This window comes from Stenotrophomonas sp. (assembly GCF_032056425.1).
Lineage (GTDB): Bacteria > Pseudomonadota > Gammaproteobacteria > Xanthomonadales > Xanthomonadaceae > Stenotrophomonas.
In genome coordinates this window covers 77,602-97,237 of the sequence record NZ_DAMBCN010000008.1, presented here as the reverse complement: position 1 = coordinate 97,237, position 19,636 = coordinate 77,602, and the positions used below count along the sequence as shown (strand labels likewise).

The following is a 19,636-nucleotide window of genomic DNA, read 5'->3' as shown; positions in this document are numbered from 1 at the left end:
CCAGGCGATCCTTTGGGAGGAGGAGACCATGCGGCGAACCGCCGGATCTGTACGCAACACCTCGTTGTGCCCCACGCCACTGATCGTGGCACTGCTGGCAGCGCTGGCGGCCGTGCCCACCGTACAGGCGCAGTCGGCCGCGCAGGGCCAGGACGCGACCACCCTGGACCAGGTGCAGGTCACCGGCATCCGCGAATCGATGCAGAGTTCGATCAACAAGAAGCGCGACGACACCGTCATTGCCGATGTGCTGTCGGCCGATGACATCGGCGACCTGCCGGCACCGTCGTTGGCCGATGCGATCGAAACCCTCACCGGCGCGGCATCCACCCGTGACAAGACCGGCGCCTCGGAAATATCGATCCGCGGGCTCGGCGCCTTCCTCAGCAGCACCAACTTCAATGGCCGCGAGATCACCAACGGCAGCGGCGATCGTTCGGTGAACTTCAATATGTTCCCGGCCGAGCTGGTCAACACCGTGGCCATCTACAAGACCCAGCGTGCGGACATCATCGAGGGCGGCGTGGCCGGCACCATCGGCCTGGAAACCGTGCGCCCGCTGGAATACGGCAAGCGCGCCGCGCAGATCGACCTGCGCGGCAGCTGGGCCGAGTATGACAAGAAGTACCGCGACGACGATGGCATCGGCTACCGCGGCACCGCCAGCTACATCGACCAGTTCGAGTTCGGCGATGGCCAGAAGCTGGGCATCTCGCTGGGCTTCCAGCGGCTGGACGGCACCGACCCGGAAGAAAGCATCACCAGCGGCTCCACCTGGTACGCCTGCAACGGTGCGCAGAACGTGGGCAATGCCAACTGCAACGAAGTGAGCGCACAGGCCATCGCCAACGGCGCGCCTTACTACCTGGTGCCCAGCAGCCGCATCTACCGCCTGAAGCAGGAACGCAACGACCGGCAGAGCGAGTTCGCCGCGATCCAGTGGCGGCCCAACGACGTGGTCGAACTGAACGTCGATTTCGAGCACACCGACCGCAACTGGTATGAAAACCGCAGCGACCTCAGCCTGTCCAACGCGCGTCGCGGCATCACCCAGCGCGAGGTGGATGAGAACGGCATCGTGCGCCACCTGCACGGCAGCACCTCCATCGATTCCACGTCCAACCGCTACTGGCGCGGCGAGGAATACACCGGTGGCGGCTTGAACCTGATCCTGCGGCCCAGTGCGGCCTGGGAACTGTCCACCGATCTTTCCTATTCGCACACCAATCGCCTGGACAGCGAGCGTATGACCCGCCTGCGCGCCAACCAGCGCGACGTCAACAATGCCGTGGTGCCGGGCATCAGCAGCGGCGCCACCGGCTACGTGGACTACGACTGGGATTGGCACGGCGAGGTCCCCAGCATCGCGCTGGCGCCGAACTTCGATGTAAACAACTGGGACGCATATTCCGGTGCGGCGCGGGTCACCTCCAGCGCCACTGAGAACGATCACAAGATCAAGGCCGGGCGTTTCGATGCCAGCTTCATGCCCGAATCGGGCTTCTTCACCCGCATCAAGGGCGGGCTGCGCGCCAGCCAGGCCGACTACCGCCTGCGCGACAACACCCTGGTCACCGACTACGACCCGCGCGTAGCCGCCGACAAGGCGAAGATCATCGCCGCAAACAAAGCCTGCCGGGCGCCGTTCCCGCAGGATGATTTCATGGACGCGGCCAGCGGCAACACGATCTCGTCCTGGGCGTACTTCGATCCGGACTGCCTGTACCAGTCGTTCCGCGGCAGCCTGGCCAGCGGCCTGGATCCGGCCTTCCAGGATCCCAACAACGTCGATGTCACTGAAAAGACCCGCGCGCTGTACCTGATGGGCGAATTCAGCAGCACGCTGCTGGGCCTGCCGGTGACCGGCAACGTCGGCCTGCGCTGGGTGAAGACCGATGTGCGTTCCGAAGGCGTGCGCACTGACCTGCAGGTGCTGGACAACGGCGACGGCACGATCCGCCTGCAGCCCACCGGCAACTACACCACCCAGGTCTTCAAGGCCGGCAATGACAAGCTGCTGCCCAGCCTGAACGCCGCCTTCGAACTGAAGCCGGACCTGCTGCTGCGCGTGGGTGCGTACCGGGCCATGTCGCGCCCGGATATCGCCGCACTGGGCGCCGGGCGCACCATCAATGTCAGCAGCGATGCCACCTACGGCAACCTGGCCGACGCGCTGGACGACATCAGTGCCAGCGGCAACCCGGCCGCGCAGCCGTTGATGTCCTGGAACGGCGATCTGTCGCTGGAGTGGTACCCCAACCCGGACACGATGCTGGCCGGCGCGGTGTACTGGAAGCAGTTCAACGGCGGCACCGCCACCGCGCTGGTACCGGAAACCTACACCCTCAACGGGCAGACGGTGACCGTGCCGGTGCGGCAGCAGGTCACCACCGATGAGGACAGCACGCTGACCGGCTTCGAACTGACCGCCACCCACCGCCTGTCCTACCTGCCCAAGCCGTTCGACGGGCTGGGCTTCAAGGTCAGCTACAACTATGCCGATGCCGATTACCAGACCCAGGATTCGCGCCTGGGCGAGCAGCTGGCCGCCGATGGCAGCATCATTCCCGCCATCGTGCCGCCGGCCGGCCTGAGCGGCTTCTCGCGGCACGTGCTGTCCGGCTCGATCTATTGGGATGTCGGCCGCTTCAACATCCAGGCCATCGGCAAGTTCCGCTCGCACTACTACCAGGATTTCACTGGCAACACTGCGCAGCAGAACCGCTACTACGATGACAACACCAGCGTGGACCTGCGCATGCGTTACCGCGTCAGCAAACAACTGTCGTTGTCGTTGGAACTGATGAACCTGACCAACGAACCGCGCGTGGCCTACCAGCCGCTTTACGGCAACTTCCGTGAAGTGGTGACCTACGGGCGGCGTGCGTATTTCGGTGTACGATACAAGTTCTGAACAGGGCGGCGCGGCTACAGGTCGCGCCGTCGCTCCAACCGGACCCGCACCGCGCACGGTGGCCCGGGACGGGCCCGGAGGGAACCGCCAAGGGTCAGCCGCATGTCCGCCAACCGCCTCTACCAGACCATCGCTGCCAAGCTCCGCTCGTTGATCGAGGGGGGAGAGTTCCCGCCGGGTTCACGCCTGCCGGGCGAGCGTGAGCTGGCCGAGCGTTTCGGCGTCAGCCGGGTGACCATCCGCGAAGCCGAGATCGCGCTGGAAGCGCAGGGGTGGATCGCCATCCGCATCGGCTCGGGCGTGTATGTGAAGCCACGACCGGCGCAGGCCGCCGGCGGCCTGCCCGATGTCAGTGCATTCGACCTTACCGCGGCGCGCGCTGTGTTCGAGGCCGAGGCGGCCGCGTTGGCGGCCAGCAACATCGATGATGCCGGTATCGCCGAGCTGCAGGTGCTGGCCGAAGCGCTGTGCCGGCGGGATTTGACCGATGCCGAGGCGGGCGACTTCGACCGCCGTTTCCACCTGACCATTGCGCGGCTGTCGGGCAATCCGGTGGTGGAGTACTTCGTGCAGCAGATCTGGCGCATGCGCAGCGAGCTGCCGCGGGTCACCGAGGTCTACGCGCGGGTCTGCCATGACGACGGCGCCAGCCGCGCCGACGAGCACATGGCCATTTTCGAAGCACTGCGCAGCCGCGATCCGGTGGCCGCCCGCAATGCCATGCGTCATCACTTCCAGCGCCTGTTCGAAGCCATGCTGGCAGCAACCGAAAGCCAGGCCCTGGAAGAAATCCGCCGCCGCACCCAGCAGGACCGCGAACGGTTCCTGGCCACCACGCGCATCTGAGGGGTTTCCAGCCAACGGCGCAGCCCCTCGTGGGGTGGTCGTCGAACGCAGTTCATTTGTTTGGGTCGGGCGGGTGGGCTGTGCAGGGGGCGCTGCAAGTACGTCCATGTAAGCTCGGTCGCCGCATCCATGCGGCTCACGCCCCTGCACAGCCCACCCGCCCGACCCCCGACAGTTTCCGTGCGCGTCCAGCCCACGGAAAAGAAATAAAAAGCAAAAAGCAAAAGCGCTCGCCCGGGGTCGGATCCCTTTCCGCAGGAAAGGGCTCCGACCCCTCTCCATACATATATCGACATCCCATTCCGCTCTTGCTCCTGCCTTTGCCGTCCGTCACCGGTGAACCCGGAAGGGTGGGGTGGTGTGGGGTGGCGGGACCGCAGGCGCCATGGGCCCGAGGCATGCCTCGGGCGGGTTGGGCAGGACGCCCAACCCCGGTCTTGCCGTGTGCGCAGGATTGCGCACACGAGCAAGGCGCCTACGAGCCCCCATGGACGGGTTTACGGCGTGTCCCGCCACCCCACACCGCCCCGCCCAAGCCGAATCAACCCAGAGCCGAAGTGCTCTGGCTTTGGCTCTGCGCTCTGGCGTGTAGAAAGCGCTGCCGGCCGCAGGCCGGCCCAACACACACAGCCCCCCGCTGCGCTGCGGCACGCCTGCTGTCGACCGATCTGGGATAATGCGCGTTCTTGTTTCCTCTGCTGCCGGACCCGGTCATGACCCAGAAGACGCTGCTCAACGATACCCACCGCGCCCTCGGCGCCAAGATGGTCGATTTCGGGGGTTGGGACATGCCCATCCACTACGGCTCGCAGCTGGACGAACACCATCTGGTGCGCCGCGAAGCCGGCGTCTTCGACGTCAGCCACATGACCGTGGTCGATCTGCGTGGTGAACAGGTCAAGCCGTTCCTGCGCCGCCTGCTGGCCAACTCCATCGACAAGCTGAAGGCACCGGGCAAGGCGCTCTACTCGTGCATGCTCAACGCCCGCGGTGGCGTGATCGACGATCTGATCGTCTACTACCTGGCCGACGACTTCTTCCGCATGGTGGTCAACGCCTCCACCCGCGAAAAGGACCTGGCCTGGCTGCGCGAGCAGGCCGCCGCGTTCGGCGTCAGCGTCGAACAGCGCCCCGACCTGGCCATCCTGGCCGTGCAGGGCCCGCAGGCCCGCGACCGGGTCAGCGGCCTGGTGGCCGAGGCCGACCGCGCTGCAGTGGCCAAGCTGGGCCGCTTCGCAGCACAGCAGGTGCAGGCCGACAATGGCGTTGACCTGTTCCTGGCCCGCACCGGCTACACCGGCGAGGACGGCTTCGAGATCCTGCTGCCGCAGGACGCGGTGGTCGCTTTCTGGAACCGCCTGATCGACGCCGGGGTGAAGCCGGCCGGTCTGGGCGCGCGCGACACGCTGCGGCTGGAAGCGGGCATGAACCTCTACGGCCAGGACATGGACGAGGAGATCAGCCCGTACGAGGCCGCACTGGCCTGGACCGTGTCGTTGGATGAAGGTCGCGACTTCATCGGTCGCGATGTGCTGGAGGCGCAGAAGGCCCGCGGCGATGCGCGGCAGATGATCGGTCTGGTGATGGACGAGAAGGGCGTGCTGCGCCACGGCCAGTCCGTCACCACCGCCAGCGGCCAGGGCGAAATCCTGTCCGGCACCTTCTCACCGACCCTGGCCAAGGGCATCGCGTTCGCCCGCGTGCCGGCCGGTGAACTGGGCCAGGTGACCGTGGACATCCGCGGCCGCCAGGTGCCGGTGCGCGTGGTCAAGTTCCCGTTCGTGCGCGAAGGCCAGGCCCAACCGGGCGTGCTGGTCGACGCGTGATGCGAACGTGCCGGTCGTCACTGACAGCAGTGGCGGCCGGTTGGTTACACTAGCCCCGTTCTTTCCACACCCCTGTATTCCTGGAGCAGTTCCATGAGCGAGATCCCCGGCGACCTCAAGTTCCTCAAGTCCCACGAGTGGGCCCGCGTCGAAGGCAATGGCCGCGTCACCGTTGGTATTTCCGACCACGCCCAGGGCCTGCTGGGTGACCTGGTCTATGTCGAACTGCCCGAAGTCGGCGCCGACGCCAAGGCCGGCGAGCAGATCGCCGTGGTCGAATCGGTGAAGGCGGCTTCGGACGTCTACAGCCCGATCAGCGGCAAGGTGGTCGAGGTGAACTCGGCACTGGCCGACAAGCCGGAAACCATCAATGAAGATGCCTACGGCGAAGGCTGGATGTTCGTGGTCGAGCTGTCCAACGCCGAGGAGCTCAACGAGCTGCTGGATCCGGACGCCTACGCCGAAGCGCTGGAAGACGAGGACCACTGAGTCCTGGTTTTCCGCAGACAAGAACGGCCACCCTCGGGTGGCCGTTCTTGTTTCTGCACCTGTGTCGACCAGGACCGAAGGTGCGTGTGCCGGGTGCGCGTGGCGGTCTCGACGGACGCGTTCGGGCTTGCGCAGTTTTGCGCAAATCCGTGTTTCCACCCCCGCGAAGCTGCACCGGGATGTGAAAAGTTTTCGCCCCCGTTGCGGGTCTGTTTCGAGAGCGTCTTCGGCCATTGCGCGGTCGCAACGACGACCATGCGCACATGCTGCGCCAGCCGCCGCCTATCAACGCAGAGTGCTTATTTCAAGTGTTTTTTATTCAACGTGTCGGTCGACGCGCGTGCCGTCGCAGCGCGTTGCAGCGCTCGAACGGGCATGTGGCGGGTGCTGCAGAACCGGCAGCGGGCGCGTCGGCAGGGCACGGCGATGTGAAAATTTTTCGCGGGGGTTGTTGACAGTAAAAAAAACCGTGATTAGGTTTCGCCTCAGCAGACCTTGCCTGCCCAACCGAGTGCGCAGAATCAATCGTCCGATGCGAAGCAATCCCTTCCCGACCACCGCGTTCGTCATGACGGTGGACAGGGCCCCGCTTCCCCCGGAGAAACGCAAGGCACCTTCCTTTCCGATGTCCGCCCCGCCGATCGAGGCCGACATTGCCGCATCCGTAACGGCGCGCCTGACGCGCCGGCGGTCCCCGCACGCAGCATTTGCGGGTTTGATCCACCTGGGCGTTTCAACTCCCTATCACTGACGAGGAGCCATCCCATGGCAACCAAGAAAGCTGCGAAGAAGAAGCCCGCCGCCAAGAAAGCGGTGAAGAAGGTCGCGAAGAAGGCCGCTGCCAAGAAGGCAGTGAAGAAGGTCGCGAAGAAGGCAACGGCAAAGAAGGCGGTGAAGAAGGTCGCCAAGAAGGTCGCCAAGAAGACCTCTGCGAAGAAGGCAGTGAAGAAGGCGGCGAAGAAGGTAGCCAAGAAGCCTGCGAAGAAGACCGCGAAGAAGGCCGTCAAGAAGGTCGCCAAGAAGGCAGTGAAGAAGACTGCCAAGAAGGCTGCCAAGAAGACCACTGCCCGCAAGCCGGCCAAGAAGGTCGCCAAGAAGGCAGTGAAGAAGGCCGTCAAGAAGACGGCCAAGAAGGCAGTGAAGAAGACCGCGAAGAAGGCCACCAAGAAGGCCGCCCCGAAGAAGGCGGTGAAGAAGGTTGCCAAGCGCAAGCCGGCCGCCCGCAAGAAGAAGGCCGCTCCGGTCGCTCTGCCGGCCACCCCGGCACCGCTGATCTAAGTACTATCCCGATCGCCGTACCCTGAAACCCCTTCCCTGTTGCCCAGCAGGGAGGGGGTTTTTTTATGCCCGCGACCGCCGCCTCGCCTTTGTAGAGTCGAGCTTGCTCGACTGCTTCACCGCTTTTGTAGAGTCGAGCTTGCTCGACTGCTTTGCTGGTCAGTCGAGCAAGCTCGACGCTACGAAAGCAAAAAGGGCGGCCCGCAGGCCGCCCTCTGCATACATGCAGCAGCGTGTCTGATCAGCGCGGCGAGGCCACCGCACGGTTGCTCGACGCACCCTTGCCCTTGCGCTTGTCCTGCGCCGGGGCGGCGCCCTCGGCCATCAGGCTGTCGCTGCCGAAGTCGGTATCCACGTCCAGCCAGCGCTGCGTGGGCAGACCCAACGCCGAATCGAGCACGGTCGGCAGCAGGCCGCTGGGCAGGCTGCTTTCGCCATTCCACATGATCGCAATGCCCAGGTCGCGTTCGGGCACCAAGGCCACCAGGCCGCGGTAACCCTGCACGGCGCCGGCATGGAACACCACGTCGTGGCCGGCGTAGTCGAACGTGCGCCAGCCCAGCGCGTAGCCGGCCGAATGCAGGCGCTCGCGGCGCCAGCCCGAACGCATCTCGCCGGGGGTGTTGATCAGGCTCGAATGCAGCGTGGCCAGCAGCGGCGCCGGCAGCACGTCGGGGCGGTGGCCGGTGTGGGCCAGCAGCCACTGCGCCATGTCGCTGGCGCTGGCGTTCACGCCTGCCGCCGGGGCCACACGGTAGTAGGTCGGCTTCGGCGTCAGCGATACCCAGCCGTTGCGGCTGCGCACATGCGGACGCGCCCAGCGCGAGCTGGCCTGGATGCCGGCCAGGCCCATGCTGGCATCGTTCATGCCCAGCGGTTTGAAGATGCGGCGCTCCACGGATTGTTCATAGAAGCTGCCAGAGGCGGCATAGACCACGTCGCCAATCAGGCTGAAGGCCACGTTCTGGTAGGCGTAGCAGTCACCCGGCAGGCACTTCAGGCTGGTGTTGGCCAGCTTCTGGGTCAGCGTGTAGTACTCGGCGTTGCCTTCAATATCCCGGTCGTAGGCGTTGTAGGGCAGGCCCACGCGGTGGCTCAGCACATCGGCCACGGTCAGGCGGTCGGTCGCTTCGGGCGAATTGAGCCGGAAGCCGGGCACGTAATCGGTCACCTTGCTGTCCCAGCGCAGGGTGCCATCGTTCACCAGCAGGCCGGCCATGGTGCCGGCGAAGGCCTTGGACAGCGAGGCCAGGCGGAACACGGTGTGCGCATCGACCGGCAGGGGATTGTTGACATCGGTCACGCCGTAACCGCGCGCGCTGATCACCCGGCCACCCTGCACGATGGCCACGGCCATGCCCGGCACGCGCTCGCCATAGGTCAGCTGCTGTGCCATCGATTCGATGTTGGCTACGTTGAAACCGGCGGCGGGCAACTGCACCTGCGGCACCAGCCCGGTGCGGTACGCGGCCGGCTGGGTGTGGGCGACGCTGTGGCCTTCAATGTTGGCCGGCAGCGGTGGCAGCGGCGGCGGAGTCTGCGCAGTGGTGGACAAGGCAACAGGCATGAGCATGCCCAGCAAACCAGTGGTCGCCGATCGGATCGGACGACGCAGGCTGTTCTTTTTCATCGAGGTGACCCGTGCGCGACTGCTGTGGTTGATTCTAGCGCCGCTTTTCGCCTGTGCACAAACAAAGCGAAGATGAATGCGCATCTCGTTGAAAAAGTTGGATTTTTGATGCGCTTTTCGTGCGTTGCCACGGGCGCCGGCGAGGGGGCTGCAACGCTTGGTTCCGCAGGCTGCGCGGCCGCCGGCTGGCGATGTTGCAGTGCATTGGCTAACGTACGCGCTCCATCGCCCCGGAGCCTGCCATGCTGCTGTCCAACCGCCGTTCGCAGGGGAGGGGAACCGCGTGACCGCAGCCGGCAACACTGGTGCCCTGCGCGGTCTGGTCGCGGCCCTGCGCGAATCGCCCGCGCTGTGGTGGTCATTCCTGTATTTCTTCTGCCTGCTCAGCGGCTACTACGTGCTGCGCCCGGTGCGCGAGGCGATGGCTGCCTCGGCCGATCTGGAAACGGTGTTCCCGCCGCTGCTGATCGGCTGGTTCGCCAGCCACGGCATCGCCCTGAAGGACTTCGTCCTGCAGTTCCTGTTCACCTGCGTGTTCCTGATCATGCTGGTGCTGCAACCGGTCTATGGCTGGCTGGTCAGCCGTTTCCCGCGGCGGGTGTTCCTGCCGGTGGTGTATGGCTTCTTCATCGTCACCCTGCTGGGTTTCTACGCGCTGTTCGATAGTGGCGTGCCGGGGCGGGGCATGGCCTTTTTTCTGTGGGTGATGGTGTTCAACCTGTTCGCGGTGGCGGTGTTCTGGAGCTTCATGGCCGATGTGTTCAGCAACGTTCAGGCACGTGCCTGGTACGGCTACATCGGTGCGGCCGGCACCGTGGGCGCGTTTCTGGGGCCGATCATCACCAGTGCGCTGGCGCAGCGGGTAGGCATCGCCAACCTGATGCTGGTCTCGGCCGGCTTCCTGGTGGTGTGCCTGTTCTGCATCTGGCGGCTGCGGCACTGGGCGGTGCTGCGCGAGCGCGAGCAGCAGCTGGTGTCCGGTGAAACGCCGATGGGTGGCAGCGTGCTGGACGGGCTGAAGCTGATCGTGCGCGAACCGCTGCTGCGCTGGCTGGCCGTGCTGGTGGTGTTCGGCGTGGGCGTGGGCACGCTGCTGTATAACCAGCAGGCCAGCATCGTGCGTGCAGCCTTCACCGATCCGGCTGCCAGCACTGCGTTCTTCTCGCGCATCGACCTGGCGGTGAATGCGCTGACGCTGCTGCTGCAGCTCAGCCTGACCCGCTGGCTGCTGTCGCGCCATGGCATCGCACCGGCGCTGCTGATTCCCGCGTTCGCGATCCTGATCGGGTTTTCGGTGCTGGCGGCCTCGCCGCTGCCGCTGATGGTGGCGGTGGTGCAGGTGCTGACACGCGCCAGTGAATTTTCCCTGTTCAAGCCCGCCCGCGAGACGATCTATACCCGCGTGGACCGGCAGTGGCGCTACAAAGCCGGCGCGGCCATCGACACGGTGGTGTACCGCGGCGCCGACCTCAGCTTCACCTGGGTGCACAAGGCGCTGTCGCTGCTTGGTTCACACGTGGTATTCGTGGGCGGCATCCTGGCAGCGGCCTGCATGACCGCCGCCGCGTTCGGTGTGCTGCGCGAAGAGAAGAAGCTGCCGCGCGACCGCTGATGTTGCGGGGTCAGATCCCTTTCCCGCAGGGAAAGGGATCTGACCCCATCACCCCATCCATCCATCCAAGGAATTGTCCATGTACTGGATCGCACTCGCCCTGACCCTGCTGGTCGCCCTGCTGCACGTCTACTTCCTGGTGCTGGAGATGTTCCTGTGGACCCGCCCGCTGGGCCTGAAGACCTTCCGCAACACGCCGGAGAAGGCCGAGATCACCCGCGTGCTGGCGGCCAACCAGGGGCTGTACAACGGCTTCCTGGCTGCCGGGCTGTTCTGGGGGCTGTTCGACCACCTGCCGATGCTGGTGAACTTCTCGCTGGGCTGCGTGATCGTGGCCGGCTGCTATGGCGCGTGGAGCGTGAACAAGCGGATCTTCTTCATCCAGGCGGTGCCGGCGGTGCTGGCTGCTGTGGCCTGGTGGTTCGTGCCGGCGTAATCGTCTGTTGGCGCTGCGCGCATCCACCCATGGGGTGGCTCTACTGCGGTAGCAGTGCTACGCCATGCGTGGCTCCGCAACATGCAAACAAAAACGGCGGGCCGAGGCCCGCCGTTTCCGTGTGCGCATGACGCAGGCGATCAGGCCGCCTGCGAATGCGGGTCCTTGTGCTGGCGGTCGTAGTAGCTGGCCGCGCGCAGTTCGTGGGTGTCGAAGTCGTCCACGGTGATGGTGTCCAGGGTCAGCGTGCGCAGTTCTTCCAGCAGGCTGCGCTCGTCCTGGGTGATCACGCCTTCGGCCACGGCCTCGTCCAGCTGGCTCTTGAAGTCCAGCGCCTCGATGCCCTTGCTCTTCAGCGCCTTCAGGAACTTGCGCTCCACCGGCTCGGCCATGATCGCCTTGCTCAGGTAGCTGTTGATGCGGCCACCCGGGTTGTTCTCGCAGGGGGTCAGGAACACGCCACTGGCCAGACGGTCGCGGGCTTCATTCGGGGCCATCAGCAGGGCAGCCACGCGACGGCTCAGACGGTCGCCGGGGGCTTCGGCACGACGGCCCAGCGGGAAGATCAGGGCCCACATCAGCCAGCCGATCGGACGGATCGGGAAGTTGCGCAGGGCGGCCGACAGCGATTCCTCGATCTTGTGCACGCTGTCATGGAAGGCCCAGGCCAGCAGCGGCTGGTCGGCCTGCGGTGCGCCTTCGTCGTGGTAGCGCTTGAGCATGGCGCTGGTCATGTAGACATGGCTCAGCACGTCGCCCAGGCGGCCGGACAGCGATTCCTTGAACTTCAGCTTGCCGCCGAGGGTCATCATCGAGATGTCAGCCATCAGCGCCAGGTTTGCCGAGTAGCGGTCCAGCTTGCGGAAGTAGCGGCGGGTGTAGGCATCGCCGGGGGCGGCGCCGAAACGCGCACCGGTCAGGCCGAACCAGAACGAACGCACCGCATTGGAGATGCCATAGCGGATGTGGCCGAACAGGCTGCGGTCGAAGTCCTGCAGGCCGGCACGGGTGTCCGGATCCTGCGCGGCCTTCATTTCCTTCAGCACCCACGGGTGGCAGAGGATCGCACCCTGGCCGAAGATCAGCAGGCTGCGGGTCATGATGTTGGCGCCTTCCACGGTGATCGCGATCGGCGCGGCCTGCCAGCTGCGGCCGGCGAAGTTGCGCGGCCCCAGGATGATGCCCTTGCCGCCGATCACATCCATCATGTCCGAGATCACTTCACGGCTCATGCTGGTGCAGTGGTACTTGGCAATGGCCGACGGCACCGACGGCACGTCGCCACGGTCCACCGCGGCAGCGGTGGCCTGCGACAGCGCGCTGATCTTGTAGGCCTTGCCGCCGATGCGGGCCAGCGCTTCTTCCACGCCCTCGAAGCGGCCGACCGACAGGCCGAACTGCTTGCGGATTCGTGCGTACGCGCCGGTGACGGCCGCGCCTGCCTTGGCGCCGCCGCTGGCGGTGGAGGGCAGGGTGATCGAGCGGCCCACGGCCAGGCACTCGTTGAGCATGTTCCAGCCCTTGCCGGCCATGGCCGCGCCACCGATCAGCTGGGTCAGCGGGATGAACACATCCTTGCCCTTGATCGGACCGTTCTGGAAGGTCGAGTTCAGCGGGAAATGGCGACGACCGATTTCAACACCGGCGGTGTCGCGCGGCAGCAGGCCCAGGGTGATGCCGATATCGCGGGTATCGCCAATCAGCCCGTCCGGGTCGTACATGCGGAAGGCCAGGCCGATCAGCGACGCGACCGGGGCCAGGGTGATGTAGCGCTTGTCGAAGGTCAGCTTGACGCCCAGCACCTGCTCACCGTTCCACTCGCCCTTGCAGACGATGCCGTAGTCGGGAATGGAGGTGGCGTCGGAGCCGGCGAACGGACCGGTCAGGCCGAAGCAGGGCACTTCGCGGCCATCGGCCAGGCGCGGCAGGTACTGGTCCTTCTGTTCCTGGGTGCCGTAATGCACCAGCAGTTCACCCGGGCCGAGCGAGTTCGGCACGCCCACGGTGGAGCTGACCACCGACGACACCGAGGCCAGCTTCTGGATCACCTTGTGGTGGGCCAGCGCGGAGAAGCCCAGGCCGCCATATTCCTTCGGGATGATCATGCCGAAGAACTTGTTCTTCTTGATGAAGGCCCACAGTTCCGGCGGCAGGTCAGCGTGGACATGGGTGATTTCCCAGTCGTTGACCATCGTGCACAGTTCTTCCACGGGGCCATCCAGGAAGGCCTGTTCTTCAGCGGTCAGCTGCGGCTTTGGGTAGTTCAGCAGGATGTTCCAGTCCGGATCACCGGTGAACAGCTCGCCTTCGAAACCGACCGAACCGGTTTCCAGCGCGATGCGTTCGGTCTGCGACAGCGGCGGCAGCACCTTGCGGAACACCTTCATCATCGGGCCGGTCAGCAGCGGCTTGCGGATGAACGGCAGCAGCAGCGGCACGGCGATCACCGCCAGCACGGCGGCAGCAACGATCGTGGCGGTCTGGTTGACGTACGGCACGAACCAGCAGACGGCTAGCAGGGCCAGGCTGATCAGCGTCCAGGTCAGCAGGCGCATGCGGTGGTAGGCGACGAACGCGCCTGCCAGCAGCAGGGCGAGGAAGGGAAGAACGATGCTCATGAGCGTGCTCCGGTGACGTGCTCGTTTGTGGCGGACGAAGCTGCAGCATCCGCTGCGGGCAACACGTCCAGATAGTCCAACACAGTAGCGGTAAAGGCGTCGTTGTCATCACCGGCGACCATGTGCGTGGCCTGCGGCAACTGTACGTGGCGCGCGTGCGGCGCCAATGCCAGGAATTCGGCGACGGTCTGCGGCGTGACCAGGTCGCTGCGACCACCACTGACCAGCAGCAGCGGGCACTTCACCTGGCGCGCGGCCTCGGCCAGTGCATCCTGGTGCTGCTCGCTGTCGCGCGCCAGTTCGGCCACCAGGCGCGGATCCCAGTGCCAGCGCCAGCGGCCGTGCCCATCCTCGCGCAGCAGCGCACGCAGCGACTGCTCGGATTTGCGCGGGCGGTGCGGCAGGTAGGCGCAGATCACGTCCGCGGCCTGGGCCAGCGAGGCGAAGCCATCGGGATGGGCGGTCATGAAGGCGAGGATGCGCTCGACACCGGCGGTGTCCCAGCGTGGGGTGATGTCCACCAGCACCATGGCCGAGAACAGGCCCGGCCAGCGCGCTTCGGCAAGCAGGCCGAACAGACCGCCCATCGAGGCGGCCACCAGTACCGGCGGGCGCGCCTGTTCGCCGGCCAGCACGATCAGGTCGTCGGCGAACTGTTCGCCGTGGTAGGGCAGGTCGGCGGCATTCCAGTCCGAATCGCCATGGCCGCGCGCATCGTAGGCCAGGGTCTGCAGGCCGGCAGCCGACAATGCGCGGGCGGTCGCGTTCCAGGCGTGGCGGGTCTGGCCGAAGCCGTGCGCGAACAGCACCCGACCACGCCGTCCGCTGGTATTGGCGATGGCAGCCAGATGGGCGCCGTGGGCGGCCTCCAGGCGCAGATCGGTGAACGCGGCAGCGGCAGAAGGTGTGACCATACTTGATAGTATGGATTGGCCGTGGCGGAAGTCAATACTGCTGGGTATGGTGCGCTGCGGAACAGCCGTAGCCGGGGGAAAGACGGTTGCTGGCGCAACGGCATACTGCAACGAACCCCGGCGTATGGTTAAATCAGCCCATGAATCAACCTGACCCTTCCGCCGGCGAACCGCGTGCCGGCCGCAACAGCCGCCTGAGTGCCGAAGACTGGGCCCAGGCGGCCCTCGACCTGATTGCTGAACAAGGTGTGGGTGCCGTCGCGGTGGAGCCTCTGGCACGCCGCCTGGGTGTCACCAAGGGCAGCTTCTACTGGCACTTCCCCTCGCGCGACGCGCTGTTGCAGGCGGCGCTGGAACGGTGGGAGTTGTTCGAGCAGGAACAGGTGTTTGGCAGCCTGGAAGATGTGCCCGACCCGCGTGCACGCCTGCGCCAGCTGTTCCAGATGGTGGCCCATGAAGTGCAGCCGCACATCATCTACAGCGAGCTGCTGAAGGCCCTGGACCACCCGATGGTGCGGCCGGTGATCGACCGCGTTTCGCAGCGTCGGCTGGACTACCTGATCGCCTCGTTCCGCCAGGCCGGGCTGAGTTCCACCGATGCCCGCCATCGCGCGCGGCTGGCCTACGCCGCCTATGTCGGTTTCCTGCAGCTGTCGTTGCAGCTGCAGCAGCCCAAGCAGGCGCGCGAAGATTTCGAGGCCTATGTCGAGCATCTGATCGAGACGCTGATCCCGAACGGCTGATCGCGAAAGCAACGACGCGCGCTGGCCAAAGGCCGTGGCAGTGCCACGGCCTTTTTCGTTGCACGCGGGATGCGTCGCGCGCTGCACGGCACAGAAACAGAAACGGGGCCCCGAAGGGCCCCGTCCTGGTGTTTTACGCTGCGAACAGGCCTCGATCAGAAGCGCTGACGGTACTCCATGTACATGTAGCGCCCCGGGGTGTCGTACTGGTAGTCGAAGGAGTTGGCGAAGGCCTGGGTGGCCACCGGCGGCTGCTTGTCGAATACGTTGGTCAGACCGACCGAGACGGTACCGTTCCACGGCAGGTTGTAGCGCACCTGCAGGTCGTGGTAGGTGGTAGCGGCCAGGTGGTTTTCCGGATCCGCACGGCCTTCCAGGCCGATCTTGTTCGGGTTGCTGCACAGCTCGGCCACGTCGGCGAACTTGCAGTTCTCGTTCAGGCCCGAGAAGTAACGCACGGTCCAGCTCACGCCGAAATCACCATAGGTCCAGTTGGTGGTCAGGTTCGAGCGGATGCGCCACACCGGAGTGTCACGGGTGTAGCTGCCGACTTCCGACGGATCCCAATCCGATTCCGGCGTGGCCTTCTGGCGGTAGTTGCTCATGTAGACGCTGTCCCACACGAAGGAGAACGAGCCGAAGCGCGTATCCGGCAGCTGGTAACGCATGGTCAGGTCGAAGCCTTCCACTTCCAGCTCACCCAGGTTCTGCAGGTAACGGGCCATGTAGGTGATCTGGCCCAGCGCGTTGCGGGTCAGACCCGAGTTGCCGAGCACGTCACACCAGCCGTTGTTGCCCTGCACGTAGCACTGCTCGAGCATGTAGTCGGCGGTCGGGCGGCTGATCACGTCCTTGATGTTGATCTTCCACCAGTCCAGCGACACGTCGAAGCCGCGCACGAAGCTCGGGCTGTAGACGATGCCCAGGCTCTTGGAGGTCGAGGTCTCCGGGTTCAGCTCCTGGTTCGACTTCCACTCGAACGGCCATGCGGTCTGGCCGCCGTAGCCTTCGCGCTGCTCGTAGCTGGCCGGAATACCTGCGGCGGCGCAACGGGCGGCAACGGCGGCATTGCCGATGTACGGGCTGCCGATCGAGCACGGATCACCGTAGCTGTCGTAGGACTCGCCAGCACCACCGAACAGGTTGGAGATGGACGGTGCGCGGAAGCCCTCGGCCCAGTTGCCGCGGATCATCACGTCGTCGATCGGCTTCCACTTGAAGCCGAACTTGCTGTTCAGCGTCGAACCGAAGTTGCTGTAATCCGAACGGCGGGTGGCCGCGCTGAATTCCAGCGACTTGGCGCCCGGCAGGTCCTTCAGCAGCGGCACGGCCAGTTCCAGGTAGACGTCGGTCAGGTCATACGAACCGGAGGTCGGCTGGCGGCCATTGCCCGAGCTCAGGCCGGCCGAGACGAAGGCGTCCGGCATGTCGTAGCCCGATTCCTTGCGCTTTTCGACGCCGGCGGCGAAGCCCATCATGCCGCCCGGCAGTTCGACGATGTCGCCGGACAGGTTGGCGGTGAACGACTTGGACTTGTTCTGGTACTTGTCCTTGGCGTTGAACAGGATGTAGTCCAGCTGCTCCTGCGGCATGTTGCCGGCGCTGCTGAAGGGGTTGAACGGCACGCAGCCGGCGATGACGGCACCGGGCGCACCGCACTTGACCACGCCGTCGGTGTCCAGGAAGGACGCGCCGGTCGCCAGGCGCATGTTCCCCATGTTCACGTCACCCACCTGGGTGTCGACCTGGTCGGTGACGTTGTAGGCGGCGCCTGCATCCCAGTTGAAGTAACGGCCAGCGAATTCGAACGAGCCTTCCAGACCGCCATACCAATGGAAGGTCTTGACGTCCTGTTCGTAGTAACGATCCTGCTCGACCAGGCGGCGGTTCCAGTTCAGCTCGCGCGGGTTGTCGCTCAGGCGGGTCGGGTTGTAGTAGCTGTCAGCCGACAGACCCTGGTCACCGCCCAGGTAGCTGCCCGCGCTCAGCGGGTAACCGGCCAGCTGCTGGGCCGACAGACGCTGGTTGTACAGCGCGTCGGTGCGCAGGGCGATCGAATCGGTCAGGTCGTAGCGGCCCTGGATGTAGATCGACTTGCGCTCCTGCGGCGTGCGCAGGTAGTTGTCCTTGGCGTAGTTGTAAGCGTCGGCGCTGGTGAAGTCGTGGTAATTGCCGAGTACGTTTCCTGCGGCGCCATCATTGACCACGCGGCGGTTGATGCCGGCGCGCGCGGCGGTGGCTTCGTCTTCGCTACCGGCCAGTTCGCTCCATGCATCGTAATCGTCGGTGCCGACGTCATCGATGGTCAGGTCCCAGTAGCCGCCCGAAGCGGTCTGGCCGCTGTACTGCGAAGCGCCCAGGCCGTACACCGGGTCGCGCGAGATCTTGCGCGCGCCGGCCATCACGGCCTTTTCCTTCACGTAGCTGGCGCCGAACACCAGGCTGCTGCGGTCATTGCTGCTGCCCAGGGTCAGGTCCAGGGCCTGGCGTTCGCCGTCACCCTTGCTGAACTGGCCGTAGTAGACGTGCGCTTCGCCACCGTTGAAGTTGTCGCGGGTGATGATGTTGACCACGCCGGCGATCGCATCCGAACCGTAGATCGAGGACGCGCCATCCTTCAGGACTTCGATGCGCTCGACGATGGCGGTCGGGATGGAGTTCAGGTCGACGGTGCCATCCAGCGCCTGTACCCAGCGACGGCCGTTGACCAGCACCAGGGTGCGCGAGGAACCCAGGTTGCGCAGGTCGACGCCGGCCGAGCCGTCACCACCGTTGTTGAACTGGGTGTTGATCGCCGCGCCGTTGGTGGCGATCTGCTGCAGCACTTCGGCCACGTTGGTACGACCGGTCTGCTGGATCGTTTCACGCGACAGGGTCAGGACCGGCTGCTGGGTTTCCAGGTCAACCGAACGGATGCGCGAACCGGTGACCTGGATGCGATCCAGGTTGGTTGCACCGGTGGCCTCCTGGGCGTGGGCGGTCGCGACGGAAGCACCGGCGACCAGCGCGATGACAACCGCATCGCGCAGCTTGTTGGACTTGAAATTCATTGGCTCTCTCTCTCCAAGGAAATCTTGGCTGGGGTAATGCCTGTGCGACGGCTCCCAAAAACGGGCACCAAAAAACGCAAGGCTGAACCGATAGTAACGAGCCTCCAAGGAAAATTAAAGCTGTGTTAAGAATTGTCTCGGTTACCCGCGGAAGAGAAATATACGTAGCAATTTCAGTGGCTTGCGCTGCGCTGAGGGTGAGGCAGGTGCGCGCCGTCGCATTCACGTGAAAAAAAATTTTCAATTGATACATGTCGTCATGTATCCATCTGTAACCCGCACGGGACGGGGGCTCGGCAGTGACGCACGCAGAAACAGAAAGGGGCACCGTGCGGTGCCCCTTTCCCTGAAGTCGATGGCGTGGCCGGATCGTCCGGCCCTGCAGGGATCAGAGATCCTGTTCGTAGCGGACGTACGGCACGGTGCCGTCGTCGTTGCTTTCATTGCGGGGCGAGAACGGATTCTTGCCGCGGCTGATCACGTTCTCGGCGCCGACGGTCAGCTGGCCCGACCACGGGGTACGCCAGGTCAGGCCGATGCCCAGGCCTTCCCACTTGCCCGGCTTGCCGGGAACGTCGACCACACGGCCGATGATGCTGCCGCTGAAATTGCCGTAGCCGGCGCCCAGGCTCAGGCTCTTGCTGTCCCAGCGGTCGACGATGGCCGGCGCGGCATCGGCCAGCGGCACCAGGCGTGCCTTGGCGTAGGTACCGGCGATCGACACGAAGCCCTCACGGCCGATATTGCGCTGGGCGAACACGGTCAGGTCGTTCTGTTCGGCGCGCAGGGACGGTGTCTTGTTCGGCGAAGCCAGCCATGCCGGCAGGGTCTCACGGCCGGTACCGGCGGTGATGCCCAGACGGTTGCTGCCGCGGTTCAGTGCGGCCGTGCCGGTGAAACGGCGGTTGTTGGCGCCGATCGCGTCGTCTTCATCGCCAAGGCTGGCCAGCATGCAATGACTGGCCAGACCGCTGATGCTGGTGCCACTGCTGCTGTTGCAGAGCAGGCCCAGCGAATCGCCCGAGGACAGACCGAAGGCGGCATCCAGCGAATTGCGGCCGAAGTGCCAGCGTGCGCCTGCCGCCTGTTCACCGGTGGGCTCCAGGTACAGCAGGGCCTCGACCTTGCCACTGCCCTTGTTCCAGACCGGAATGACGGTGCGGGTGTCCTTGCTCTGCGCATGCGCGCCCGTGATCGCGCCAAGGGCGATCAGCAGGGCCAGCGGTAGACGCAGGTAGGTACGCATCGGACCAGTTCAGACAGGGGCGGACAACGGAAGT

General features: G+C 65.2%; 14 protein-coding genes. 8 read left to right on the top strand and 6 right to left on the bottom strand.

The window, feature by feature from the left end:
* Window positions 1-28: 28 nt before the first annotated feature.
* From RTY46_RS07915 to gcvH, 4 genes are all read left to right on the top strand, one after another.
* The gene (locus tag RTY46_RS07915; RefSeq protein WP_312707638.1) at window positions 29-2,914 is read left to right on the top strand and encodes a TonB-dependent receptor; all 2,886 of its coding nucleotides are present in this window, start codon (window positions 29-31) and stop codon (window positions 2,912-2,914) included.
* Window positions 2,915-3,016: 102 nt separating this feature from the next.
* Window positions 3,017-3,760: a FadR/GntR family transcriptional regulator gene (locus RTY46_RS07910; RefSeq protein WP_312707637.1), complete on the top strand. Its 744-nt coding sequence runs from the start codon at window positions 3,017-3,019 to the stop codon at window positions 3,758-3,760.
* Window positions 3,761-4,473: 713 nt separating this feature from the next.
* Entirely contained in the window at window positions 4,474-5,586 is a 1,113-nt protein-coding gene (gene gcvT / locus RTY46_RS07905; protein ID WP_312707636.1) for a glycine cleavage system aminomethyltransferase GcvT, read from the top strand.
* Between the two features lie 93 nt (window positions 5,587-5,679).
* Window positions 5,680-6,075 carry a glycine cleavage system protein GcvH gene (gcvH, locus tag RTY46_RS07900; RefSeq protein WP_108750797.1) on the top strand — a complete coding sequence of 132 codons (396 nt, stop codon included), beginning with the start codon at window positions 5,680-5,682 and terminating at the stop codon, window positions 6,073-6,075.
* Between the two features lie 315 nt (window positions 6,076-6,390).
* On the opposite strand, the gene RTY46_RS07895 is transcribed toward gcvH, so the two are convergent.
* Window positions 6,391-6,729, bottom strand: coding sequence for a hypothetical protein (locus tag RTY46_RS07895; protein WP_312707635.1), 339 nt, complete (start codon window positions 6,727-6,729; stop codon window positions 6,391-6,393).
* 111 nt (window positions 6,730-6,840) lie between these two features.
* Between RTY46_RS07895 and RTY46_RS07890 the strand changes: the two genes are divergently transcribed.
* Complete coding sequence (locus RTY46_RS07890) at window positions 6,841-7,353, top strand: hypothetical protein (RefSeq protein WP_312707634.1); 513 nt, start codon at window positions 6,841-6,843, stop codon at window positions 7,351-7,353.
* Between the two features lie 241 nt (window positions 7,354-7,594).
* Here the strand turns inward: RTY46_RS07890 and RTY46_RS07885 are convergent, their stop codons facing one another.
* Window positions 7,595-8,983, bottom strand: coding sequence for a serine hydrolase domain-containing protein (locus tag RTY46_RS07885; RefSeq protein WP_312707633.1), 1,389 nt, complete (start codon window positions 8,981-8,983; stop codon window positions 7,595-7,597).
* 283 nt (window positions 8,984-9,266) lie between these two features.
* On the opposite strand from RTY46_RS07885, the gene RTY46_RS07880 reads away from it, so the two are divergent.
* A complete protein-coding gene (locus RTY46_RS07880) occupies window positions 9,267-10,595 on the top strand; it encodes an MFS transporter (RefSeq protein ID WP_312707632.1) in 1,329 nt (442 codons plus the stop codon).
* A 79-nt stretch (window positions 10,596-10,674) separates the two neighbouring features.
* Complete coding sequence (locus RTY46_RS07875; RefSeq protein WP_108753874.1) at window positions 10,675-11,031, top strand: DUF1304 domain-containing protein; 357 nt, start codon at window positions 10,675-10,677, stop codon at window positions 11,029-11,031.
* Between the two features lie 140 nt (window positions 11,032-11,171).
* Here the strand turns inward: RTY46_RS07875 and RTY46_RS07870 are convergent, their stop codons facing one another.
* Both RTY46_RS07870 and RTY46_RS07865 read right to left on the bottom strand, forming a co-directional pair.
* Window positions 11,172-13,649: an acyl-CoA dehydrogenase gene (locus RTY46_RS07870; RefSeq protein ID WP_312707631.1), complete on the bottom strand. Its 2,478-nt coding sequence runs from the start codon at window positions 13,647-13,649 to the stop codon at window positions 11,172-11,174.
* Window positions 13,646-14,563, bottom strand: a complete 918-nt coding sequence (locus tag RTY46_RS07865; RefSeq protein ID WP_312707629.1) for an alpha/beta hydrolase — start codon at window positions 14,561-14,563, stop codon at window positions 13,646-13,648. The genes RTY46_RS07870 and RTY46_RS07865 overlap by 4 nt, the downstream gene beginning before the upstream one ends.
* Window positions 14,564-14,703: 140 nt before the next feature.
* Here RTY46_RS07865 and RTY46_RS07860 point away from each other — a divergent pair, with 140 nt between their 5' ends.
* A complete protein-coding gene (locus tag RTY46_RS07860) occupies window positions 14,704-15,306 on the top strand; it encodes a TetR/AcrR family transcriptional regulator (protein WP_312707627.1) in 603 nt (200 codons plus the stop codon).
* Between the two features lie 155 nt (window positions 15,307-15,461).
* Here the strand turns inward: RTY46_RS07860 and RTY46_RS07855 are convergent, their stop codons facing one another.
* Window positions 15,462-18,356, bottom strand: coding sequence for a TonB-dependent receptor (locus RTY46_RS07855; RefSeq protein WP_312707626.1), 2,895 nt, complete (start codon window positions 18,354-18,356; stop codon window positions 15,462-15,464).
* Between the two features lie 388 nt (window positions 18,357-18,744).
* Window positions 18,745-19,602, bottom strand: a complete 858-nt coding sequence (locus RTY46_RS07850; RefSeq protein WP_312707625.1) for a hypothetical protein — start codon at window positions 19,600-19,602, stop codon at window positions 18,745-18,747.
* Between the last annotated feature and the right edge of the window lie 34 nt (window positions 19,603-19,636).